Origin of the sequence: Nonomuraea sp. NPDC050790, from assembly GCF_044456745.1 — a bacterium.
Lineage (GTDB): Bacteria > Actinomycetota > Actinomycetes > Streptosporangiales > Streptosporangiaceae > Nonomuraea.
Genome location: NZ_JBITGF010000002.1, coordinates 864,271 through 886,363, shown reverse-complemented (window position 1 = coordinate 886,363; position 22,093 = coordinate 864,271). Strand labels below are relative to the sequence as shown.

Annotated in this window: 24 protein-coding genes; 8 read left to right on the top strand and 16 right to left on the bottom strand. The window is 70.0% G+C overall.

Annotation, left to right across the window (positions count from 1 at the left end; genetic code table 11):
• Nucleotides 1–5: 5 nt before the first annotated feature.
• The 3 genes from ACIBEJ_RS12555 to ACIBEJ_RS12545 form a co-directional block, all read right to left on the bottom strand.
• Entirely contained in the window at nt 6–2,936 is a 2,931-nt protein-coding gene (locus tag ACIBEJ_RS12555; RefSeq protein WP_397182777.1) for an AAA family ATPase, read from the bottom strand.
• Between the two features lie 10 nt (nt 2,937–2,946).
• Entirely contained in the window at nt 2,947–3,594 is a 648-nt protein-coding gene (locus tag ACIBEJ_RS12550; protein WP_397182776.1) for a hypothetical protein, read from the bottom strand.
• A 158-nt stretch (nt 3,595–3,752) separates the two neighbouring features.
• On the bottom strand, nt 3,753–4,160 hold the full coding sequence (locus tag ACIBEJ_RS12545; protein ID WP_397182775.1) for a hypothetical protein: 408 nt from the start codon (nt 4,158–4,160) through the stop codon (nt 3,753–3,755).
• 103 nt (nt 4,161–4,263) lie between these two features.
• Between ACIBEJ_RS12545 and ACIBEJ_RS12540 the strand changes: the two genes are divergently transcribed.
• Together ACIBEJ_RS12540 and ACIBEJ_RS12535 are read left to right on the top strand one after the other, a co-directional pair.
• Nucleotides 4,264–4,530, top strand: coding sequence for a carboxymuconolactone decarboxylase family protein (locus ACIBEJ_RS12540; protein ID WP_397182774.1), 267 nt, complete (start codon nt 4,264–4,266; stop codon nt 4,528–4,530).
• 93 nt (nt 4,531–4,623) lie between these two features.
• On the top strand, nt 4,624–5,832 hold the full coding sequence (locus ACIBEJ_RS12535; RefSeq protein WP_397182773.1) for a lipopolysaccharide biosynthesis protein: 1,209 nt from the start codon (nt 4,624–4,626) through the stop codon (nt 5,830–5,832).
• A gap of 82 nt (nt 5,833–5,914) precedes the next feature.
• Here ACIBEJ_RS12535 and ACIBEJ_RS12530 read toward each other — a convergent pair whose 3' ends face one another.
• Nucleotides 5,915–6,373: a flavodoxin gene (locus ACIBEJ_RS12530; RefSeq protein WP_397182772.1), complete on the bottom strand. Its 459-nt coding sequence runs from the start codon at nt 6,371–6,373 to the stop codon at nt 5,915–5,917.
• The gene (locus ACIBEJ_RS12525) at nt 6,370–7,551 is read right to left on the bottom strand and encodes a PQQ-dependent sugar dehydrogenase (protein WP_397182771.1); all 1,182 of its coding nucleotides are present in this window, start codon (nt 7,549–7,551) and stop codon (nt 6,370–6,372) included. The genes ACIBEJ_RS12530 and ACIBEJ_RS12525 overlap by 4 nt, the downstream gene beginning before the upstream one ends.
• A gap of 70 nt (nt 7,552–7,621) precedes the next feature.
• On the opposite strand from ACIBEJ_RS12525, the gene ACIBEJ_RS12520 reads away from it, so the two are divergent.
• From ACIBEJ_RS12520 to ACIBEJ_RS12510, 3 genes are read left to right on the top strand one after another with little or no spacing between them, the layout of a single operon-like run.
• Nucleotides 7,622–8,371 (top strand): SDR family NAD(P)-dependent oxidoreductase, encoded by a 750-nt coding sequence (locus ACIBEJ_RS12520; RefSeq protein ID WP_397182770.1) that lies wholly within the window; start codon nt 7,622–7,624, stop codon nt 8,369–8,371.
• A 16-nt stretch (nt 8,372–8,387) separates the two neighbouring features.
• A complete protein-coding gene (locus ACIBEJ_RS12515; protein WP_397182769.1) occupies nt 8,388–9,719 on the top strand; it encodes a hypothetical protein in 1,332 nt (443 codons plus the stop codon).
• A 21-nt stretch (nt 9,720–9,740) separates the two neighbouring features.
• A complete protein-coding gene (locus ACIBEJ_RS12510) occupies nt 9,741–10,361 on the top strand; it encodes a class I SAM-dependent methyltransferase (RefSeq protein ID WP_397182768.1) in 621 nt (206 codons plus the stop codon).
• A 6-nt stretch (nt 10,362–10,367) separates the two neighbouring features.
• Here the strand turns inward: ACIBEJ_RS12510 and katG are convergent, their stop codons facing one another.
• From katG to ACIBEJ_RS12475, 7 genes are all read right to left on the bottom strand, one after another.
• Nucleotides 10,368–12,587: a catalase/peroxidase HPI gene (katG, locus tag ACIBEJ_RS12505; RefSeq protein WP_397182767.1), complete on the bottom strand. Its 2,220-nt coding sequence runs from the start codon at nt 12,585–12,587 to the stop codon at nt 10,368–10,370.
• Nucleotides 12,588–12,618: 31 nt separating this feature from the next.
• Entirely contained in the window at nt 12,619–13,044 is a 426-nt protein-coding gene (locus ACIBEJ_RS12500) for a Fur family transcriptional regulator (protein WP_397182766.1), read from the bottom strand.
• A 134-nt stretch (nt 13,045–13,178) separates the two neighbouring features.
• A complete protein-coding gene (locus ACIBEJ_RS12495; RefSeq protein ID WP_281395377.1) occupies nt 13,179–13,313 on the bottom strand; it encodes a hypothetical protein in 135 nt (44 codons plus the stop codon).
• A 92-nt stretch (nt 13,314–13,405) separates the two neighbouring features.
• Complete coding sequence (locus ACIBEJ_RS12490; RefSeq protein ID WP_397182765.1) at nt 13,406–14,023, bottom strand: TIGR00645 family protein; 618 nt, start codon at nt 14,021–14,023, stop codon at nt 13,406–13,408.
• Nucleotide 14,024: 1 nt separating this feature from the next.
• Nucleotides 14,025–14,162 carry a hypothetical protein gene (locus ACIBEJ_RS12485; protein ID WP_397182764.1) on the bottom strand — a complete coding sequence of 46 codons (138 nt, stop codon included), beginning with the start codon at nt 14,160–14,162 and terminating at the stop codon, nt 14,025–14,027.
• A gap of 69 nt (nt 14,163–14,231) precedes the next feature.
• Nucleotides 14,232–14,438, bottom strand: coding sequence for a hypothetical protein (locus ACIBEJ_RS12480; RefSeq protein WP_397182763.1), 207 nt, complete (start codon nt 14,436–14,438; stop codon nt 14,232–14,234).
• 575 nt (nt 14,439–15,013) lie between these two features.
• Nucleotides 15,014–16,234, bottom strand: a complete 1,221-nt coding sequence (locus ACIBEJ_RS12475; RefSeq protein WP_397182762.1) for an ABC transporter ATP-binding protein — start codon at nt 16,232–16,234, stop codon at nt 15,014–15,016.
• Nucleotides 16,235–16,345: 111 nt separating this feature from the next.
• Between ACIBEJ_RS12475 and ACIBEJ_RS12470 the strand changes: the two genes are divergently transcribed.
• Nucleotides 16,346–17,482 (top strand): LacI family DNA-binding transcriptional regulator, encoded by a 1,137-nt coding sequence (locus ACIBEJ_RS12470; protein WP_397182761.1) that lies wholly within the window; start codon nt 16,346–16,348, stop codon nt 17,480–17,482.
• 7 nt (nt 17,483–17,489) lie between these two features.
• Here ACIBEJ_RS12470 and ACIBEJ_RS12465 read toward each other — a convergent pair whose 3' ends face one another.
• Nucleotides 17,490–17,975: a glutathione peroxidase gene (locus tag ACIBEJ_RS12465; RefSeq protein ID WP_397182760.1), complete on the bottom strand. Its 486-nt coding sequence runs from the start codon at nt 17,973–17,975 to the stop codon at nt 17,490–17,492.
• Between the two features lie 418 nt (nt 17,976–18,393).
• Here ACIBEJ_RS12465 and ACIBEJ_RS12460 point away from each other — a divergent pair, with 418 nt between their 5' ends.
• Entirely contained in the window at nt 18,394–18,897 is a 504-nt protein-coding gene (locus ACIBEJ_RS12460; protein ID WP_397182759.1) for a transglycosylase SLT domain-containing protein, read from the top strand.
• Here ACIBEJ_RS12460 and ACIBEJ_RS12455 read toward each other — a convergent pair.
• Nucleotides 18,894–19,583: a TetR/AcrR family transcriptional regulator gene (locus tag ACIBEJ_RS12455; protein WP_397182758.1), complete on the bottom strand. Its 690-nt coding sequence runs from the start codon at nt 19,581–19,583 to the stop codon at nt 18,894–18,896. The two genes, ACIBEJ_RS12460 and ACIBEJ_RS12455, sit on opposite strands and share 4 nt — an antisense overlap.
• Before the next feature lie 85 nt (nt 19,584–19,668).
• Here ACIBEJ_RS12455 and ACIBEJ_RS12450 point away from each other — a divergent pair, with 85 nt between their 5' ends.
• The gene (locus ACIBEJ_RS12450) at nt 19,669–20,784 is read left to right on the top strand and encodes a ferritin-like domain-containing protein (protein WP_397182757.1); all 1,116 of its coding nucleotides are present in this window, start codon (nt 19,669–19,671) and stop codon (nt 20,782–20,784) included.
• On the opposite strand, the gene ACIBEJ_RS12445 is transcribed toward ACIBEJ_RS12450, so the two are convergent.
• Nucleotides 20,781–21,479, bottom strand: a complete 699-nt coding sequence (locus tag ACIBEJ_RS12445; protein WP_397182756.1) for a hypothetical protein — start codon at nt 21,477–21,479, stop codon at nt 20,781–20,783. The two genes, ACIBEJ_RS12450 and ACIBEJ_RS12445, sit on opposite strands and share 4 nt — an antisense overlap.
• Nucleotides 21,476–22,060, bottom strand: a complete 585-nt coding sequence (locus tag ACIBEJ_RS12440) for a hypothetical protein (RefSeq protein WP_397182755.1) — start codon at nt 22,058–22,060, stop codon at nt 21,476–21,478. The genes ACIBEJ_RS12445 and ACIBEJ_RS12440 overlap by 4 nt, the downstream gene beginning before the upstream one ends.
• Nucleotides 22,061–22,093 lie beyond the last annotated feature (33 nt).

The window sequence follows — 22,093 nt, the reverse complement described above, 5'->3', positions numbered from 1 at the left end:
TGACGTCACCCTTCTCCGGGAGGCCGCCCGCCGTCGTAGCCGAGCAGGCGCATGGCCGTGTCGGGGTCCATGGCGGCGGCCAGGAGCTGGGCTCTGGCGTGGGCCTGGTCGCGCTCGCGCTCCGCCCGCTCGCGGGCCGCGCGCAGCCCCCTGACGGCCACGACCGCCAGGCACGCCCCCACGATCAGCGCCACCACGAACACGAACAGGATCACCAGCAGGCCCGGCGAGGCCGGCTCCATGGCAGGGCTGGTCCGGGTGACCGCCAGGCCACCCAGCAGCGCCACCACGACCAGCGCGACCAGACTGCCGACCGCGATCAGCACCGCCCGGCCCAGCGAGGGACGGGCCCGCTCGGGCTGAGGCTCCCCGAAGGGCACGATGGGCTGCCGCGCGGGTGCCGGAGGGGTCAGCGGAGGGTGAGCCTGCGGGGCCGGTTGAGCCTGAGGCGCGTAAGCCCGTGGCGGGTGGGCCTGGGGCGGATGGGTCAGTGGCGGGTGGGCCTGGGCGACGAACTGCGGCCGCGTCCCACCCCCGCCCGCCGGTACGGCAGGCCCGCTCCACACCGGCGCGGCAGGTTCGTGTTCCACCACCACGGCCTCCACGACGACCTCGTCGGCCACCAGGCCGGGCAGCTCCCGCTCGACCCGGCTGTGCTCGTGGTGTGCCCTGGCCGCCTCCTGGTGGTACTCCTCCAGCTCGGCGCTCAGCTCGTCGGAGGCGTAGACGGTGCCGTCGACCAGCGGCCCGGCCCGCCGTTCGATGATCGCGACCACGTCGTCCCCGTTGAGCGTCCTGTGCCGTTCGAGCGCGTGGGCGACGCTCAGCACCTCCCGCCGGTGCTCCTGCAGCAGCCGCTCGGTCTTCTCCAGCAGCCGCACGAGGTTGAACTCGATCCGCTCCCCCAGCACGTCCGGCATCAGGTCGGGCTGCCCGTGCTCGGGCAGGTCGGCCCGCCGGGGCCGCGGTATCGACTTGCCGCCCATGATCTCCAGCTCCTGGAGCGCGGGCAGCGAGGTGACCCCGGAGCCCATCCCCCAGTGCGACTCCATCAGCGCGGTCAGGAACGTGGCCGCGTGCAGGTCGCCGGAGACCCCGGAGGAGTTGTCCTCGGCGAAGAACATCCGCTCGCCCGCCAGCGAGGCGAGCGAGACCATGATGTCGGCCTCGTACTCCGACTTCCAGCGGGTGAACTGGTCCTCGGGCTTGATCGAGGCGACCATGCCGAGGTAGTCGGCGCCCTTCTCGATCGTGGCGATGTCGATCTCCAGGTGGAAGCGCGTGTAGTAGGCCACGACGGCGTGACACGCCTCGTGTACGGCGACCGCGTGCCGTTCGCGCTCGATGTACTCGACGTCCTCCGGCGGCCCGAGCTGCTTGAGCCGCTTGGCCCGCAGCACGTCGGACCAGGTGATGACCTCGCGGCCGTCCCGGATGGCGGTGATCAGCGACTCGTTGACCAGGTCCTTGATCGTGGCGCCGGTGGCGTAGGGGGTGATGGTGGCCAGCTTGTCGACCTGGTCCGGGGTGAGCTCGTGCGCGACCTTGTCGAAGTAGCCCTGGTAGGTGCGGACCCGTCCGGCTTTGGAGGGGTAGCCGACCTTGTAGATGCGGTCGATGCGGCCTGGCCGTAACAGTGCCTCGTCGAGGGCGTCGGGGCGGTTGGTGGCCATCATGACGAGGATGCGGTACTTGGGCGGTGGCTTGGGGCGCATGCCCAGCACGCGGCGTACCAGCCGGTTGAAGAAGCCGCGCGGCTTCTTCAGGCCGGACAGCTCCGTGAGCAGGGCCTGGAGCGTGCCGGGGTCGCCGGAGGCGTTCATGCCGCCGCCCATGAAGAAGCGGTCGCGGCCGGGCTCCGGCTCGGCGCGGCGCGCCCTGAAGGCGAGGACGGAACGGGTCTCCTCCGAGAGGTAGTTCAGGCCGTGGCAGCCGTTGAAGCCCTGCTGTCCAGGCGGTCCCTGCTGGGCCAGGCGGCCGCGCTTGCCGAGGGAGTCGGCCTCGTCGAAGAAGACGATCACGCCGCCGTAGCGCAGGGCGAGCTTGCGCAGCTTCCTGAAGAGCGTCTTCACCTTGAGGATGCCGATGCCCATGAACATGTTGGTGAAGGCGCCGGGATCCACGAAGACGTACGGCTTGCCGGTCTCACCGGCCACCGCCTCGGCCATCAGCGTCTTGCCGGTGCCCGGCGGCCCCCACAGCAGCAGCCCGCTGGGCACGTAGCCGCCCCGTTCCTCGATGGCGTCCGGTCTCTCCAGGAAGACGATGTTCTCCCTGACCCGTTCGACCACGTGGTCCTGCCCCCACACGTCGGCGAAGCGGGTCTTGATGTCGTCGGGGAAGTACGTCTCCACGCCGCCGCGCGACAGGAACCAGAACAGCCCGACGAACTGGATGATGATCACAAAGAACAGGAAGACGATCTGCAGCACGAACGGCAGCGCCTGCACGGCCAGCGCCGGGGCCCTGAACAGGGCGATGAACGGGCTGACGTCCAGCACCGCGCCGAGCACGAGCGCGAGCAGCGACACCCAGAAGGCGATCTTGACGGCCCTGGCGACGCGGAAGCGGGTCCAGTCGTCGAAGCGGCGGTGCGACCAGCGCTCGAAGCCGCCGAACACCCGCTGGCTCCAGAACCGGTGGTAGCCGGAGGAACGCTCGCTGACCAGGAAGTGGGCCTGCCGTACCGTCTCGGCGGCCAGCAACCAGAAGATCCACGGATAGGCCCGTCCGATGTACTGCATGGCATCCCAGAAGGGGATGATCCCCTCGAAGTCCGCCATCGTCTTCCAGGTCAGGATGAGGAAGGCGGCCAGCAGCCCGATCAGGAACTTCCCCCGGTCCCAGAACCGCATCTTCTTCCTGGTGACGGCGTCGGGATCGGTCGGGCCGCTGCCGGGCGCGCGCAGGCCCCCGTGGGGAATGGTCGTGGTCACTGGAGCTCCCTCATCCGGGCAGCCGGAGCAGCTTGAAGGATTGCGCGATCTTGTCCAGCTCGCCGCCGCGCTTCCTGAAGCACAGCGAGCGGCAGCTCACGATCAGCACCGAGACGGTGGAGCCCTTCTCGTCGAGGATCGCGGTCTGGTCGAAGGTTTGGACGTCGGGGCCGATCTGGTAGTTGAAGCGGAGCCGGACGCCCCTGGCGCCGCCGTCCAGGGTGAGCACCTCGTCGACCAGCGGCTCGAACTTGAGGTAGAGCGGCATCTGCCCGCTGCTGAGCCGGTCGGTGACGTAGGCGGTCCTGGCCGGCTCGGTCACCGGGAAGACGAAGTCGCGCAGCCCGTCGAGCGAGACCCGGTCGCGCTCGCGCACGGTCAGCCGGTGGACGGTGGAGTACACGAACGGGTCGCTGGAGCTGAGCAGGTGCTGGAGGGTCGGCGCGCCCGCCTGGTCGAAGGCGGTGGACCACACCCGTTCCCGGCGCAGCCTGGCCGCTTCGGAGTCGGGGTGGAGCCGGCTGAGGTACTGCTCGATCGGGGTGGCGTCGAGCTGAGCGAAGGAGGAGGGGACCTTGAAGTAGGTGGTGCCGCCCTTGTCGTGGACGTAGTGGTAGGCCGGCTGGCCGCAGGCCGAGAGGGTGAGGGCCGCGACCATGATCGAGACCCAGGTCCGTACCGTTATCACCGGGGCTTACCTCCGCTTAACGGACCAACGGTGTTGTTGTGCCCTTTTTCATGCGGAATGAGCGTCATGACCGGTGACACATCTTGACCAAATCTTGGCCATCCCTTGGCTTTACTTGTGACGGAAGCCTAGGGGAATTCCTTGACCGGAACCTGTACCGCGAGCACGCCCGCCTCCTGGAACTGGAAGGTCGCCGGAACCCACGAGCCCACCCGCGCCTCCAGCCCGCTCGCGGTGGCGAGGGCCCGGTCCCCGCCGGTCACCCCCGAGGGCGGCAGCTCGACCGGGGCCAGCAGCGAAAGCCGCCCGCCGGCGAGCGTGAGCTGGACGAGCCGGTCGGCCCGCGTGCCCGAGTTGATGAGAACGGCGTGCAGCGAGCCGCCCCTCAGCAGGTAGGCGTTGCGCACGTGGACACCGCGCTGGGTAGCGTTCCCGCCGTCGTTGCGGGGTTGCGCCGCGCCCGGCGCCTCACCCTGGCCGGCTCCGCAGGCGTTGACGAAAAGCAGCGCCGCGGCGAGTAAACCCAAGGCACGCATGCCTTCACGGTCACTCCGCCGCAACGTTCCCGCAACCCCCATTGGTCCATCTCCGGAAGTAGCGAAAAATATGAGGATCACCTGGATAGGGAGCGCGGTTTGTATGGCAGAGATGACCTTCGCCGATCTGTGGTCACGAGACGCGCTCTCGTTCCGAGAACGCCGGCTCCTGCTGCTCGGCCTGCTCGTCGGCCAGGGCGGCCTGGACGAAGAGCTGCTGATCCAGTTGGACGCGGCGGTGCGGGCCGGCGAGCTGAGCGTGGAGGAGTTGCGGGAGGTTGTCGCCTTCCTCACCCATTACGCCGGTTGGGCCCGAGGCGCCAGGCTCAACGCCCAGGTGGAGGATCTCATCGAGAAGATATCCGGCTGAATTCCGCTCCTTGGCAAATGCAGACGATCTCCCGACTTCACGGAAAACCACGCCACATAATCCGTGACGGGAGTGGTCCATAGGATCTGCCCCATGGGCCGGCCGCTGAGAACGACCGTCCGCGCGGCCTTTCCGATGATGGCCGCCGAAGCCGTGAAGACGGCGCTCGGAATCGTCGCCGGCGCCGCCCTGGCCCGGGCCCTCCAGCCGGAGGGCCGTGGCCTGTACGCGGCGATCGTCAGCATCGCCACGACCGCCGTCCTCATCGGGCACTGGTCGCTGAACACCTCGCAGATCGCCTTCTGGCCGCACCGCGTGCTGCGGGCGCGGCTGGCCGGCAACGCCGTCGTCATCGGGCTCGGCATGGGCACGCTCACCGCCCTGCTCGCCTTCGCCCTGGCCGCGGCCTGCGACCCGGGCACGGCCACGCCCGCGCTGGCGATCGCGCTGGCGTCGGTGCCGGTCACCGTCTGCTGGCTCAACCTGCGCGGCGTCCTGCTCCTGCGCGGACGCACCCGGCTGGTCAACCAGGCGCAACTGGCCTCGGGGTTCGCGCAGTACCTGCCGATCCTGGCGCTGGCCGCCTTCGACCTGCTCACGCTCACCGCCGTGGTCGCGTGCTGGGCGGCGGCCAGCGTACCGGCCGTGCTGCGCTTCACCGGCGCGCTCGGCGCCCGCGCGCTGCGCCCCGCCAGGGCCCTGGCCGTCCGCCAGCTCGCCCTGTCCGGCCGCTACCACCTCGGCCTCGTCGCCTTCCACCTGCTGCCCGCCGCCGACACGCTCCTGCTCGGCTTCCTGCACTCGCCGCGTGAGGCGGGCTTCTACACCGTGGCCGCCGGGGTGCTGATGCTGGTGAAGATCCCGACCGAGGCGGTGGCGCACGTGTGCCTGCCCGGCCAGGCGGGCGGCACCGACGCGGGCTCGCGCGCCGTCACCCGCCACGTGCTCGCGCTCAACCTGGTGATCTCGCTGGGGTGCGTGGCGCTGATCGCCGCCGGGGCCGCGTGCGCGCTGCCCTTCGTGTACGGCCCGCCGTACGCCGCGAGCGTGGCCCCGCTCCTCGCCCTCGCGCCCGCGGCCGTGATGGCGGCGCTCATCAAACCCGTCGAGCAGCACCTGACCCGGCTGGCCAGGCCGCACCCGATGACCATGATCACGCTGTCGGCGCTGGCACTCAACCTGGGCCTGGACACCGCCCTGATCCCGGTCTGGGGCGCGACGGGCGCGGGAGTGGCCTCCAGCATCACGCACGCGGCGACCGCCGCCCTGATGATCACCTGGTTCGCCAGACGGCCGGACTGACCATCACCTGGTTCGCCAGACGGCCGGGCTGACCATCACCTGCGTCGCATCAGGCGGCCGGACTGATCACCGCCGCTTCGTGTCAGGCCACCGGGCTGATGACCGCTGCCAGGGTCGCGCCCAGTTCCCAGCACGCCTCCAGGTCGGCCTTGGCGGGCCGGCCCGTGACGGTGACGGGCGCGGCCGCGCGCTCCCAGCCGAGCCCGCCCGCGATCGACTCCACCGCGCACACCGCTCCGGTCGTGTCGTTGTCACCGTGCACCCACAGCCCGTACGGCAGCCGCCGCGTCTCGGCCAGGCACGGGTAGTAGACGGTGTCCAGGAAGTGCTTGAGCGCGCCCGACATGTAGCCGATGTTGGCACTCGTCCCCATGACCAGTCCGTCGGCGGCGAGCAGATCGGCCGCCGTCGCGCCCAGAGCCGGCTCCGTCACCACCTCGACGCCCTCGACCTCGTCCGTGGTCGCGCCCTTGAGCACCTGCTCGAACAGCTCGTGCGTGGCCGGCGAGACCGTGTGGTGCACGATCAGCAGGCGGCTCACGACGCCGCCTCGATCTTGTAGACGGGTCCCTGGAGGCTCAGCGCGTACAGCTCGCCGTCCGCCGCCTGCCCGAACGACGAGAGCTGCTCGACCGTCCCCACGTCAATGGCGTCCCGGGGCTCTCCGGCCTGGGCCGCCTTCACCCAGCCCGCGCAGAAGTCGCCGTACAGGAACCGCCCCCGCAGCCACGGGATCTTCTCGCCGCGGTAGACGAACCCGGCGATGACCGAGCAGTTGCCGCCCTCGCCCAGCGGATAGGTGATCACCGGATCGGTCAGGCCCTTCCCCTGGCCGCCGTTGAACGGCTTGTCGCCTTCGCGAAGGTTCCACCCGTAGTTCTCGCCGCCCTTGGAGGCGCCCGGCTGGAAGTCGACCTCCTCCCACGCGTTCTGGCCGACGTCCCCGATCCAGAGGTCGCCGGTCTCCTTGTCGAAGGTGAACCGCCAGGGGTTGCGCAGGCCGTAGGCCCAGATCTCCGGCTTGGCGCCGTCCTTCCCGGTGAAGGGGTTGTCCTCGGGCACCTTGTACGGCGTGCCGCGCGGGTCGATGCGCAGGATCTTGCCCAGCCAGGTGCCGAGGTCCTGCCCGTTCCCCTGCGGGTCGCCGCCGCTGCCGCCGTCGCCGAGCGCGATGTACAGGTACCCGTCGGGGCCGAACGCGAGCTGCCCGCCGTTGTGGTTGGCGAACGGCTGGTTCTGCCGCAGGACGTCGCGGCGTCCCGTGGCCTTGTTCCCGTCGAAGGCCCACTCGGTCACGTGAGTGTGGCCCTCGCGGTCGGTCCAGTCCAGGTAGAGCCACCGGCCGCTCGGGTGGAAGGCCACGCCGAGCAGTCCCTGCTCGTTGCCGGTGCTGACCTCGCCGGACAGGTCGATCACGGTCGCGCCGTCCAGCGTGCGCAGCCTGCCGCCCTGCTCGGCGACGTAGACGCGCTCGTCGTCCTTGCGTACGGCGAAGGCCACGGGCTTGTCCATCGTGCCCACCTCGGTGAACACCAGCTTGCCCGGCCGCTCGGACCGAACCGGAGTCTCCGCCGGTGCCGTGGACGACGGCGCACCGGCCGAGGCGGACGGCGTACCGGATGCGGGGGTTTCGGGGGCCTCGGGGGTGGAGGGTGCGCAGGCCAGCGCCGTCACGGTGACCACCACGACGGCCAGCGGCGCGAGAAGAGCCGATCGCACCCCACGATCCTCTCACGCCACGCCCCGCCTCAACGGCGGGGCGCCGCCCCGGGCGGGCTAATCTGCGAACATGCCTACCGCACTGATCACGGGCGCGACCGCCGGCCTCGGCGCCGCCTTCGCCCGCCGCCTGGCCGCCGACGGCTTCACGCTGGTTCTCGTCGCCCGCGACGAGCACCGCCTCGCCGAGAGCGCCCAGCAACTCAAGCTCCGGTACGGCGGCGCCGTCGAGACCCTGCCCGCGGACCTGTCCACCGAGGACGGTCTCACCGCGGTCGAGTCCCGGATCCGCGACGGCGTGGACCTCCTGGTGAACAACGCCGGCTTCGGCCACCCGGAGGGCTTCCTGCGTACCCCGGTCGCGGACGAGCTGCGCATGCTGAAGCTGCACTGCGAGGCCGTGTTGCGCCTGACACTGGCCGCGCTGCCCGGAATGAAGTCCCGGGGCCGCGGCGGCGTGATCAACGTCGCCTCGGTGGCGGGCTTCTTCACCCGAGGCACCTACAGCGCCTCCAAGGCCTGGGTGATCAACTTCAGCGAGTCGGCCGCCGCCGAGGTCGGCCACCCCCGCGTCAAGGTCATGGCCCTGTGCCCCGGCTTCGTCCGCACCGAGTTCCACGACCGCGCCGGCATGGACACCGCCGGCATCCCCGGCTTCCTGTGGCTGAAGGCCGACAACGTGGTCGCCGCGGCCATGCGCGACCTGGCCCTGGGCCGCGTGGTCAGCATCCCCGACCCGCGCTACAAGGCGATCGTCGCGGTGGGCAAGTTCGTCCCCCGCAACCTCGCCGCACAGGTCTCCGCCAGAATCGGCCGCTGATGCCCATACTGGTGCCATGCGGGTCGGTGCAGACGACGTACGGCTGAGTCCGTACCTGATCGCGGGCGCCGTCTGGTCGGAAACCACCCGGTCGAAAACGTCCGCACGCCTGTTCCTGGGCACCCTCATAGCCGCTCCCGGCATCTTCTGGCTGGCCAACCTGCCCTGGTTATCCGCGCTCCTCGCGGCCCTCGGCCTGGCGGCCGCCCTGACCGCGTCCGGATCCGAGCTCCTACAGCTCGGTTCCGAACTGACGGGCCGACGACGGGTGCTGGCCGCGATGACGGGACGGCGCTTGCGGCGCTTCACCCGCGCGGTACCCGCCACGGACCTCCGGCCGGGCGACTGGGTGTGCTCGCACGAGGACTACGAGCGCAGATGCCGGAGAGTAGAGGAGGCCAACCGGCGCACACAGGCGCACCACGAGTGGCGGGAGAGCTTCAAGGAAGAGCAGCGCCGAAGCTTCCAGCGCCGGATGGACGAGAGCGGGTTGCACATCCGGCAGCACGAGGCGCCGTCCCTGCCGCCGTTGCTCAGGCGGATGCCACTTCCGCGGTTGCACCGCGTGGACGTGGTGCTGCCCGCCGAGAACGGGAAGACCGTCAGGCTCGGCTACGCCGTACCGTCGCCCGGCGTGGATCACCCGTGCGATGAGTTGTTCGTCCGCCATCACCCGGAGTCGTACCACCGCGCCGTGACCGAGCCTGTCGGCCCGGTTGTTCGTGCCCTCGTTCTGCGCCTGTCCCGAGACTGGCGCCCGGAGGAGGACGCCGTCGACCACCTGGTGCGGGAGGAGCATGCCCCGGATCACGTGCGGTGGGCCGTCCGCGCGGCGTTGGCCGGCAACCTGGTGGTCCGCAATCTCGGGCCGGGCCGCTGGGCGCGGGACCTGCTCGCCCTGTTCCCGCTGCCACCGGCGATGCGTCCCCGACGGAGTCGCCGCCTCAAGCTCACCAAACTCGGTGCGCTCTGGGCCGAAGCGGATCGCTCCGGCCGGGAGCCTCGGACGATGCCGCAGGAGCATTCGGTGAACTACAACTTCTACGACAAGGTCAGCTTCATCAACTCGCTCTTCGGCAGCGGTGTCGTCAACAACAACGCGGCGCTCGATCCGTCACGTGAGCTGGCGCAGGTGATCGTGCGATATCTGGACGACACGGACGCGCGGCTGTCTCCCGAGGTCAGCGAGGCGCTGGCGGAGCTGCGGGCGGCGCTCACCGAGAAAGAGCTGCCCGTGCCCAGGGTGAAGCGGGCGCTCAACGTCATCGCCGGCACCGGGAGGGCGTTGTTCGAGGGCGGGGCGGGCAACGCGCTCTACGACCTGATCAAGAACTATGTGGCCGGATAGGGCGTCCGGAAGGATGGCCGTATGTCCGTTAGATCTGGCAGGCGATGGAACCACAACATCCACTACCACTCCCGCATCCTGGGCGCGGTGCCCGACGGGGCCAAGCGCGCCCTTGACGTCGGCTGCGGTGAGGGGATGCTCGCCCGGGAGCTTCGGCAGGCCGTGCCGTACGTCACCGGCATCGACCTCCACGAGCCCAGCATCGGCCAGGCCCGCGCGTACCCCGGTGACATCGACTACATCGTCGGGGACTTCCTGACCCACCCCTTCGAGCCCGGCTCGTTCGACGTCGTCGCGTCGGTGGCCACGTTGCACCATATGGACGCGGCCGACGGGCTGGCCCGCATGAGCGAGCTGCTACGGCCTGGCGGCGTCCTGGCCGTGGTCGGGCTCGCGCGCAGCGAGCTGCCCGGCGACCTGCCACGCGACCTCGCCGGCATCGTCGTGGGCCAGGTCCACCGGGCCTTCAAAGGGCTCTGGAAGCAGACCTCTCCTACCGTGTGGCCGCCTCCGGTGACGTACAGGCAGATGCGGGCGCTGAGCGCCGAGATGCTGCCCGGCTCGCAGTACCGCAGGCACCTTCTGCTGCGCTACAGCGTCATCTGGCGGAAGCCCCGCGAGCACGGGGCCTCCGCCGGATGAGGACGATCAGCGCAGGTCGAACCGGTCCAGGTTCATGACCTTGGTCCACGCCGCGACGAAGTCGTTCACGAACTTCTCCTTCGCGTCGTCGCTCGCGTAGACCTCCGCCAGCGCGCGCAGCTCGGAGTTCGAGCCGAACACCAGGTCGGCGCGGGTGCCGGTCCACTTGACCTGGCCGGAGGCGTCGCGGCCCTCGAAGGTGGTCGCGTCGTCCGAGGTCGCCTGCCACGTGGTGCCGAGGTCGAGCAGGTTGACGAAGAAGTCGTTGGTCAGCGTCCCCGGCGTCGCGGTGAGGACGCCGTGCGGCGACTGCTGGTGGTTGGCGCCCAGGACGCGCAGGCCGCCGACCAGGACCGTCAGCTCGGGGGCGCTCAGCGTGAGCAGGTTCGCCCGGTCGAGCAGCAGGTACTCGGCGGGCAGGCGGGTGCCCTTGCCGAGGTAGTTGCGGAAGCCGTCGGCGACCGGCTCCAGGGCGGCGAACGACTCCACGTCCGTCTGCTCCTGCGCGGCGTCCACGCGACCCGGCGCGAAGGGCACCTCGACCGTGAACCCGGCGTCCTTGGCGGCCTTCTCGACGCCCGCGCCACCGGCGAGCACGATCAGGTCGGCCAGCGAGACGTGCTTGCCGCCCGCGTTGAACGCCTGCTGAATGCCCTCCAGCGTGCGCAGCACGCTCGCGAGCTGGTCGGGGTCGTTGACCTCCCAGCCGCTCTGCGGCTGCAGGCGTACGCGCGCACCGTTGGCGCCGCCGCGCTTGTCACTGCCGCGGAAGGACGCGGCGGAGGCCCACGCGGTGGACACGAGCTGCGCGACCGTCAGGCCCGACTCCAGGACCTGCGCCTTGAGCGCGGCCACGTCGGCGGCGTCGAGGAGGTCGTGCGTGCGCTCGGGCAGCGGGTCCTGCCACAGCATGGTCTCGGCCGGGACCTCGGAGCCGAGGTAGCGCACGACCGGGCCCATGTCGCGGTGGGTCAACTTGTACCAGGCGCGGGCGAAGGCGTCGGTGAGCTCCTCGGGGTGCTCCAGCCAGCGGCGGGTGATCTGCTCGTAGATCGGGTCGACGCGCAGCGACAGGTCGGTGGTCAGCATCGTCGGCTGGTGGTGCTTGGACGGGTCGTGGGCGTCGGGCACCGTGCCCGCCCCCGCGCCGTCCTTCGGCCGCCACTGGAAGGCGCCCGCCGGGCTCTTGAACTGCTCCCACTCGTAGCCGTAGAGGATCTCCAGGAAGCTGTTGTCCCAGGTGATCGGCGTGTTCGTCCAGATGCCCTCAAGGCCGCTGGTGATCGTGTCGGCGCCCTTGCCGGTGCCGAAGGCGTTCTTCCAGCCCAGGCCCTGCTCCTCGATCGAGGCGGCCTCGGGGTCGGCGCCGACGTTGTCGGCCGGGCCCGCGCCGTGGGTCTTGCCGAAGGTGTGGCCGCCCACGATGAGGGCCGCGGTCTCCTCGTCGTTCATCGCCATGCGGCGGAACGTCTCGCGGATGTCGCGCGCCGCGGCGAGCGGGTCCGGGTTGCCGTTCGGGCCCTCCGGGTTGACGTAGATGAGGCCCATCTGGACCGCGGCGAGCGGCGTCTCCAGCTCGCGGTCGCCGCTGTAGCGCTCGTCACCCAGCCAGGTGGACTCGGGGCCCCAGTAGACGTCCTCGTCGGGCTCCCACACGTCCTCGCGGCCGCCGGCGAAGCCGAACGTCTGGAAGCCCATCGACTCCAGGGCGACGTTGCCGGTGAGGATCATGAGGTCGGCCCACGACAGGCTCTTGCCGTACTTCTTCTTGACCGGCCACAGCAGCCTGCGGGCCTTGTCGAGGTTGCCGTTGTCCGGCCAGCTGTTGAGGGGGGCGAAGCGCTGCTGTCCGGCGCCCGCGCCGCCGCGGCCGTCGCTGATGCGGTACGTGCCCGCGCTGTGCCACGCCATCCGGATCATGAACGGGCCATAGTGCCCGAAGTCGGCCGGCCACCAGTCCTGCGACGTGGTGATGACCTCAAGGATGTCCTGCTTCACCGCGGCGAGGTCGAGGCTCTGGAAGGCCTCGGCATAGTCGAACTCCTCACCGAGCGGGTTGGCGACCGCGGGATTCTTCGCGAGGATCCTCAGGTTGAGCCGCTCGGGCCACCACTGGCGGTTGCCGCCGCCCTGGGTCGGATGCGGGGCACGCCCGTGCGCGACGGGGCAGCCGCCCGGCTCCTCCGTCTTCGCGTCGGTGACGATCGCGTCGTGGTTCTCGGACATGGGGGAATCCTTCCGGACTGTCGGATCGTGTTCAGGCACCGTGTGCGGTGGTGCAGGTGGGGCAAAGGCCCCAGTAGACGACCTCGGCCTCGTCGATCGTGAAGCCGTGGTCGTCGGCGGCGCTCAGGCAGGGCGCGTGGCCGATCGCGCAGTCGACGTCGGCCACGGCGCCGCACGAGCGGCACACGACGTGATGGTGGTTGTCCCCGACGCGGCCCTCGTACAGGGCGGGGCTGCCGGCCGGCTCGATGCGCCGGACCAGACGCGCGGCGGTCAGCGCGTGCAGCGCCTCGTACACGGCCTGCAGAGAGATGTGGCCGACGCGATCGCGCACCCTGGAGGCGATCTCCTCGACACCGAGGTGGTCGCCGGCGCGGACGGTCTCCAGCAGCGCGACCCTGGCGGCCGTCACCCGCAGGCCGGCCCCTCGCAGTTCCTCGGCGGTGGTCGGAGTCATGGCGCAGAGATTACCGGCATAAACACGAACGATACAAGAGAACGAACGATGCAAGATTAGCGATGTTCAGCTGGAGCGGAGGAGGCGAGCCGGGTGGGTGCCCGCCGCGGCAAGCGGGCACCCGGCTCGGAGGGTCAGGCGTCGTCGTCGGACACCCGGGAGGCGCCGCCGCAGTCGGTGACCGAGGTGCTGAACAGGACGCCCGGCCCGCCACAGGTGCTGACCGGGAGCGAGACCGGCTCGACGATCTCGTCGTTGAAGATGATCACGTCGCCGACCAGGCTCGGGGCCGTACCGGCCTGAGCGGGTACGGCCAGCAGCGCGCCGCCGATCAGCCCCGCGGCCAGCGCGAGCCCGGTCGTCAGGCGGCGATCTGCTTGCGTGGCGCGTCGGTGGCGGCGGGGCTCTGGGGATCGGACCGGTGGGCGGGACGGGGACCGTCCATGATCCGGTCGATCACGGCGAGCGCCACCGCTGAGAGGATGAAGGTCAAATGGATGAGTGTTTTCCATAGGAGTTCTCTGTCGGTGATGGCCGGCTTGGCGGCGTTGATGAATATCTGAAGGAGGTGGATGGAGGAGATGCCGATGATCGCCATGGCCAGCTTGACCTTGAGCACGTTGGCGTTCACGTGGGAGAGCCACTGGGGCTGGTCGGGGTGTCCCTCGATCCGCAGCCGCGAGACGAAGGTCTCGTAGCCGCCCACGATCACCATGATCAGCAGGTTGGAGATCATCACCACGTCGACCAGGCCGAGCACGATCAGCATCACCGTCGTCTCGGCGGGCTTGCCGCCGAAGCCGAGGGTGATGAGGTGCAGCAGCTCGGCCATGAAGCGCCAGACGTAGACCACCTGGGCGGCGATGAGCCCGAGGTAGAGCGGGGCCTGGATCCAGCGGCTCAGGAACATGATGTAGCCGAGGCGCCTCAGCGCGCCGTGCGGCTGAGGCACTCGGGCTATGGACAGCAGTGGTTGCATCTCAGGAGGTCAGGACGTACAGATTCAGCCTGTCGACGATGGCCTGCACATTGAGGGTGGCCGGGTCGCTGCTGCCCATCATGGCGGCGGCGACCGCGAGGGCGGCGGCCGTTCTAATTACGAGAGCTCGGATGTCCAACGGAACTCCTTCACGAGGGGGGATGCCGGGGGGACGGCGCGGCATGGCTGGCCGCGCCGCCGTGCGGGGTCAGGGCTGCAGGCAGCCGACCGCCGGCACCTCGGCGGGTACGCCCGGACTGGCGGGGTCGACGAGCGCGGTGACGTCGACGGCCGATTCGGTGAGGCAGATGAGGGTGGCGGCGGGGTCGATCACGGCGTGGGCCGGGGCGGTGGCCAGGAGCAGTCCTGCTGCGGCCAGGGCGGAGAGGGCGATCAGACGAGTCGTGCGGGGCATGAAACCTCCTGTTTCAGGCTGCGAACCATTACTGACAGTAGTGGATCAGTAACGAACAGCTCAAGGGGTTGGGGCCCATGGTCAGGATCTTGGCACCATCAGGACAGCGTTTCGCCTGGTAACACATGCCGAGCGACGCCCACCCGGTCTACGGCGTGGCGCGCCGGGGGGCCACCCCGAAGGCTGGCACGACCGGATCACAGGACAAACCCGATCAGGGCGCGACGGGGCACTCGGATGGGTGGGCTGAAGCGGCACACCCTGAGGGCAGCGGCACCCTTGGCGACTCGGTGACGACACGAGCGACCCGGGGCACGCGATGGAGGAACGCGAAGCGCGGGGGCGGGGCGCGGGCGTGGGGCGCGGTTGCGGAAGCGTGCGTGGGTGCGAAGGAACCGGAGTGGCGCAGCGGTGGTGGCAGGTCCGGGCGGTGTGGCGTGGGTGGCGTGTGGGTGGGTGATCAGGGGCTAAGTGGGTGATCAGGGGCTAAGTGGGTGATCAGGGGATAAAAGGGGTGGGAACAGCCGATCCCCACCACAGGAGGGGGTTGTGGTGGGGATCGGAGTCGGGGGGCGTTACTTGCCGATGTTCGCCTCGTGACCGATCGACAGACCGGAGGTGGAGTCGAAGAAGTGCAGGTTGTGGGTGTCGACGACCAGGTCGATGCTCTGGCCGGGACGCACGTGGCTGCGGGCGTTCACGCGGGCCGTCCACAGCGACTTGTCGCCCACGAGCGGCAGCGCCGCCTCGTCGTCGTCGCCGGTGTCCTGGGCGGCGACGGTGTCCTTGTGCTCGACCGGCGGGGCGTCGATGAGGAACAGGACGTTGATCTCGGAGCCGAGCTCCTCGGTGACCTCCGCCTTGACCGGCAGCGTGGCCCAGCCGTTGGCGTGGTTGCCGGCGGAGGCGGCGTCCTCGAAGTCGGAGGGACGGATGCCGAGGATGATCTTCTTGCCGATGTACTGGTCGAGACCCGGCTTGTCGGAGAAGGTCGACTCGGGGATGGAGAGCTTGATGTTGGCGAAGGTGACGGCCGCGCCGCCGCCGTCGCGTACGAGCTCCGCCGTCACGAAGTTCATGGACGGCGAGCCCATGAAGCCGGCGACGAACAGGTTGACCGGCTTGTCGAACAGGTTCTGCGGGGTGTCGACCTGCTGCAGGAGGCCGTCGCGCAGGACGCAGACCCGGTCGCCGAGCGTCATGGCCTCGACCTGGTCGTGGGTGACGTACACGGTGGTGACGCCGAGGCGCTCGTGCATCTGGTTCAGGGAGGCGCGCATGGAGACACGGAGCTTGGCGTCCAGGTTGGACAGCGGCTCGTCCATGAGGAAGGCCTGCGGCTCACGCACGATGGCGCGGCCCATGGCGACACGCTGGCGCTGACCACCGGAGAGCGCGGCGGGCTTGCGCTTGAGGTACTGCTCCAGGCCGAGCATCTTGGCGGCCTCGTTGACCCGCTTCTGGATCTCCGGCTTGGGCATCTTGCGAAGCTTCAGGCCGAAGGCAAGGTTCTCCTCGACCGTCATGTGCGGGTAGAGCGCGTAGTTCTGGAAGACCATGGCGATGTCACGGTCCTTCGGCGGGAGGTGGTTGACCACCTTGTCGCCGATGGAGATCTCGCCGCCGCTGATGTCTTCAAGGCCGGCGATCATCCGGAGCGCGGTCGACTTACCGCAACCGGACGGGCCGACCAGCACCATGAACTCGCCATCCTTGATCTCAAGGTTGAGCCCGTTCACAGCCTTGACGCCACCGGCGTAGATCTTGTCGACGTTGTTTAGGACGATGGATGCCATGCGCACTCCTGCGTGGATACGTTTTCATGCATCTCACCCGAAACGGACATCCATGTCAAGAGCCTGGGGCAACACTGGAAAGTACGCGGAAACCATGATGGAATCGTTTCCATGAAGAGGGCGACCATCAAGGATGTGGCCGAGGCGGCGGGCGTCGGCGTCGCGACCGTATCCCGGGTGCTGTCGGGCGGCTCGGCCAGCCCGGAGACCCGCGAGCGGGTGCTGGCCGTGGCCGCGCAGCTCGACTACCGTCCCAGCGCCCTCGGCCGCAACCTGCGCCAGCAGCGCACCGGCGGCATGGGCCTGCTCCTGCCCGACCTGACCGACAGCTTCTACGGCCAGCTCGCCGAGGGCGTGCTCGCCTGCGCGCGTTCGGCCGGGGAGCCGGTCGTGATCGGTTCCACCGCCGACGACCCCGAGCAGGAGGCCGAGCTGATCGGCATGCTGCTGGAGCAGAGCGTCGACCGGGTGATCGCGGTGCCCTGCGGCGACGCCGACACCTGGCGCCCCGCGCTCAAGGCGGGCATGAACGTCGTCTTCGCCGACCGGCTGCCGCCCGATCCCGACGCGGCGCCCGCCGTACCCGATCCCGACGCGGAGCCCGGGACGGAGGGCGGCGCGCTGAGCGGCGTCAGCTCGGCGGCGCTGTCGGAGCTGATGATGCTCGACGGCGTCGGCGCGCTGCCCGGGGCCCGTCCGGCCGCGCCGCGTCCCGCCGCGCGGCCGCTCGACGTGCCCGCCGTGCTCACCGACGACCGATCGGGCATCCGTACGGCGGTGCAGTACCTCAGGGGCCTGGGCCACCGCCGTATCGCCTACCTGGGCGGACCCGGCCGTGAGCGCAGGGTGGAGGCGTTCCGGCAGGCCGTGGGCGGCGTGCCGGACGAGGAGCTGATCGTCTTCTCCGACGGCAGCCGCGACTCGGCTTACGCGGCGGCCTCCGGCCTCTTCCAGACCCGCCCCGACCTGACCGCGCTGGTCGCGGGCGGCAACATGCTGGGCGAGGCCGCGGTGCTGGCCGCGCGCGAACTCGACCTGCGCGTGCCCCGCGACCTGTCCGTGGTCATGTACGACGACGTGCCGTGGGCCGAGCTGTGCTCCCCGCCGCTCACGGTGATCGCCCAGCCCGCCCGCGACCTGGGCTACCGGGCGGCCGAGCTGGTGCTGCGGTCGGGCTCACGCCGCCCGAGGAGCGTGCTGCTGCCGACCGAGCTGGTCATCCGCGGCAGTTGCGGCCCCCGGTTGTAGGACGGGTTCAGAGCACGCCTTCGATCGCGCGCGTGAGCTCCGGCGAACCCGGCTCGGTGCCGGGGCGGAAGCGGCCCGCGACCGTGCCGTCCCGCGCGACGAGGAACTTCTCGAAGTTCCACTGGATGTCGCCGGACGCGCCCTCCGCGTCGGCGGTCTCGGTCAGCTCGGTGTAGAGGGGGTGGCGGTCCGCGCCGTTGACGTCGGTCTTCTCCAGCAGCGGGAAGTCGACCCCGTAGGTCGTGGAGCAGAACTCCTGGATCTCCTCCGCCGAGCCCGGCTCCTGGCCCATGAACTGGTTGCACGGCACGCCGACGACGGTGAAGCCGCGCGGGCCGTACTCCTGCTGGAGTTTGACAAGGCCGGAGTACTGCGGGGTCAGCCCGCAGCGGGAGGCCACGTTCACTATGAGTAGCGCCTTGTCGCCGGCGAGTTCGGCGAGTGTGGTGGGGACGTCCGCGAGGGTGCGGACGGGGATGTCACGAAGGCTCATGATCCCCACAGTACTCCTCGACAAAACCTCTCAGACCAGGCAAAACCCCTCCCCCGGCGGTACGGCGGCGCGCCGGGCCCCACCAGGCCATCTCCCCCGGAACGAGCCCCGTCCCCCAAGCCGGAACCGGATGTTCGAATGCTTCGGCCCAGGAGGCGGCCGGGCGGAGCCAACCCGGCCCCGCCACAGCGCAAAGTCCTGTCCTCAGGACGCCCGAGGTCCCTGACCCGCGCCGATCCGGCGCACTAGAACAACGCGTAGGACATGTCGTGGAGCTTCCGGGCCGCCCCCACGGGCGGAACCAGATCCCGGGAAGCCGCGCGGACCCTCCTCATCCAAGCCACGGATCGGGGATCGGCAGGTACAAGGCGGTCACGCTGAGTAACCGTTCGCACACGGCCCGATAGCAAGGATCGATTTGGACAGCAAACGCGCTCTGCGCAGCACCCTCGTCACCATGCTCTCGCTCGCGGGAGTGACCGGCGGGAACGCTGCCGCCGCCGCGGCCGACACCGAGGTGGATTTCCGGGGTTCCTGGCGTACCAGTGCTGAGGCACCGGAGGTCAGGCGAGGGACCTGGACCACCAAGGCCAGGCCCAAGACCGCCCACAAGCGACCCGAGGGTCGGAACAAGAGGATCGCGCTCGGCCTGGTGGTTCAGCGGGCGTGGTCACTACGCGAGTTCCGGTGCCTCGACAGCCTGTGGACCCGGGAGAGCAACTGGAATCACCGGGCGTACAACCGCTCGTCGGGCGCCTACGGAATCCCGCAGGCACTGCCCGGCGGCAAGATGCGGGGAGCCGGGCACGACTGGCGCTACAACCCGGCCACGCAGATCCGCTGGGGCCTGACGTACATCAAGGACAGGTACGGCAGGCCGTGCGGCGCCTGGGGTCACTTCAGGTCGCACAACTGGTACTAGGACAGCCGCTCAGGGGAAGGGGCGGCTGCCCCGGAAAGGGCATCCGGCGCGCCGGGTGCCCTTTTCCTGTGTACGGCTATCGCCTGGATGAACATCTCCATCCCGAAGTCGAACTCCTCGTCCGGATCGCACGTGTCGAGCAGCGGCGCCAGCGCGGCGACCGTGGGGAACAGTTCGGCGTCAACCCGTCCGGCCCGCATCCTGGCCGGAAGCGGCGCGAACGACGGCGTCACCCCGACCTCCCGCAGCAGCGCGCCCACGATGAAGGCGATGAACAGGCGTAGCACCTTCACCGCCTCCGGCCCCTCGAACCCGGCGCTGCGCAACGTGGCCAGCGCCCGCTCCACCGGCAGCAGGCCGGCGTTGGAGTGGAGCTGCCTGCTGACGACCAGCATGGTCGAGCGCGGGTAGTGGTGGGCGATCTGGCGGAAGGCGCGGGCCTGGATGCGTACCCGGTCGGTCCAGTCGGCGTCGGGGTCGTCGGTGAACTCGATCTCGCTGAGCACCGACTCGGCCACCTCCGACAGCAGGGCGTCCTTGTTGGGCACGTGGTTGTAGAGCGACATCACGCCCACGCCCAGGTCGGCGGCGATCCGGCGCATGGAGATCGCGTCGGCGCCCTCACGCTCGATGAGGCCGATCGCCGCGGTGACGATGCGCTTCTTGGACAGCGGCTCGGAGGGCATGGCTCATTCTAGTTTCATTGACGGACCCTGAGCCGCCATGCGAGCCTGCAGGCATACGTACGGTGTACGTCCCCCTGGAGGCGGCATGTCGACGCATGATCTCTACACGATCCCCGCGGAGCTCTCCACCTGGAACGTGGAGATGGCCGGTTCGAGCAGGTTCACCTGGGAGTACGACGACGGCCGCGACCGCATGCTCGCCCTGTACCAGAAGGGCAAGGACAAGCAGTGGGACTCCGCCAAACGCATCGACTGGGACCTCGAGGTCGACCCGTACAACGTGCTCGGCATCCCCGACCAGACCATCGCCATCTACGGCACGCCGCTCTGGGACCGGATGGACGAGAAGCAGCGCCAGGACGTGCGGCTGCACAGCGCCGCATGGCAGTTCTCGCAGTTTCTGCACGGTGAGCAGGGGGCCATGATCTGCTCGGCGAAGATCGTGGAGTCGGTGCCCGACCTCGACTCCAAGTTCTACGCCGCCACCCAGACCATGGACGAGGCCCGCCACGCCGAGACCTACGCCCGCTTCCTCCAGGAGAAGGTCGGCCTGGCCTACCCCATCAACGAGCACCTCAAGGCCCTGCTCGACAGCACGCTCAGCGACTCGCGCTGGGACATGCCCTACCTCGGCATGCAGGTGCTCATCGAGGGCCTGGCGCTGGCGGCGTTCGGCGTCATGCGCGACATCACCACCAAGCCGCTGCCCAAGCAGATCCTCGCGTACGTCATGCAGGACGAGGCCCGCCACGTCGCCTTCGGCCGGATGGCGCTGCGCGACTACTACCAGAACCTGACCGAGGCCGAGCGCAACGAGCGCGAGGACTTCGTCATCGAGGGCTGCTACCTCATGCGCGACCGGCTGCGCGGCCGGGAGACCTGGGAGACGATCGGCCTGTCGAAGCCCGACGTCGAGGAGGCCATGCAGGCGGTGGACCAGTCCGAGTACCTGCGGCTGTTCCGCTCGCTGCTGTTCAGCCGGATCGTGCCGTGCGTGAAGGACATCGGCCTGTGGAGCCCGCGGTTGCAGCAGGCGTACGCCGACATGGGCGTCCTGGACATGGCCGGCCAGTCACTGGACACGCTCATGCGCCAGGACGAGGAGATCGCCGACCGACTCGACGCGGCCCGCTTCGCCGAGGAGGAGGCCGACCGCCACGCCGAAGTCGCCGAAACCATCGCCCTGGGTGAGCAGTCCTAGCAGGTCACCCGGTAGACCCCGGCGCGTACCTGCTCGGAGCTGACCCGCACCCACGCCAGGATCTCCGGCGGCCACACCGTGGAGTGGTCCCAGATGACGCCGTCCAGCAGGTCGGGAGAGGGCACCTCCAGCTCCGACAGGTCGGCGCCCGAGGCGTCCACGCCGTCCAGGTCGTGGGCCCTGCTCAGCTCGGCGGCCAGTTCGCCCGCGTCGCCGACCGCCTGGGCCAGTGCCTCGACCAGGCTGCTGAGGTTGTCGGCGACGCGTTCGTCGCGGGGCACGTCCTCGGGCGACAGGAAGCGCACGAGGCCGGCCAGCGCGCGGGCCAGCGCGACCGTCAGCAGCCTGGTCAGCTCGGGCAGGCGGCACAGCTCCCGGTCCGTGGCGACGGCCAGCGCGCTCAGCACAGCGCGATCGATCACCTCCGCCCGCTCGTCGCCCACGATCACGCAGGCTGAGCGGGAGTGCAGTTCCGCGCGCGCCAGCTCGTGCGCGATCTCCCGCAACCTGGTCCTGGCCTGGACGACGATCTCGACCAGATGAACCGGTGGCTGGACGTCGGGGGTGAGCGCGATCAGGGAGTTGAGCAGGTCCGGCATCGAGGTGTTCGACGCGATGAAGTGCAGGTGCCGCGCGTCGGCCTCGTCAAGGACGCGGTCCAGTTGCTCGTCGCTCAGCGGCTCGTCGCCCGTCACGGCTCCCCCTGCGTCGTGCGGTAGGCCGCCAGCGAGACCCGTAGCGTCGCGCGGGCGTCGCCGAGAAGCCTCGCGGCCTCCGGCTCAGGCACCTCCATGAACGCGGCGACTTCGGCCGGTCCGAAGCCGTCACGGTGCAGCGCCATCGCCAGCCGCTGGCCCGGAGGCAGAGCGGCCAGGACGATCGTGGTATCGAGCGCCTGCCCCGCGAGATCGGCGAGTTCGACGCCCACCGTGGCGACCTCCGGCAGCAACGGCCGCATGCCGCCCGTGCCGGTCCAGACGCCGAGTGCCACCTTGCGGATCCACAGGCGTTCGTCGCCGACCTTGCGCCACTCCCGAAGGTCGCGGCTGATCAGCCGCCAGCCCTCGGCGAAGGCCTCGCGGGCGGCGCTCTCGGCCTCGGCCAGCGAGGCGCCGCATCTCATGACAAAGCGTACGAGCTCCAGTCGCTGCTCCTCGGCGAAGGCGACGAAGGCGGCATGCGCGGCCTTCATCCGGATGTCGACGACCTGCAGCCGACAAGGAGGGGTCTGGGATGGCGGGCCGCCCGACGGTCCACCACCCGGTTGGTTGTCCATTCGCAGCACTGTGGCGGAAAGCGCGCAAGATCG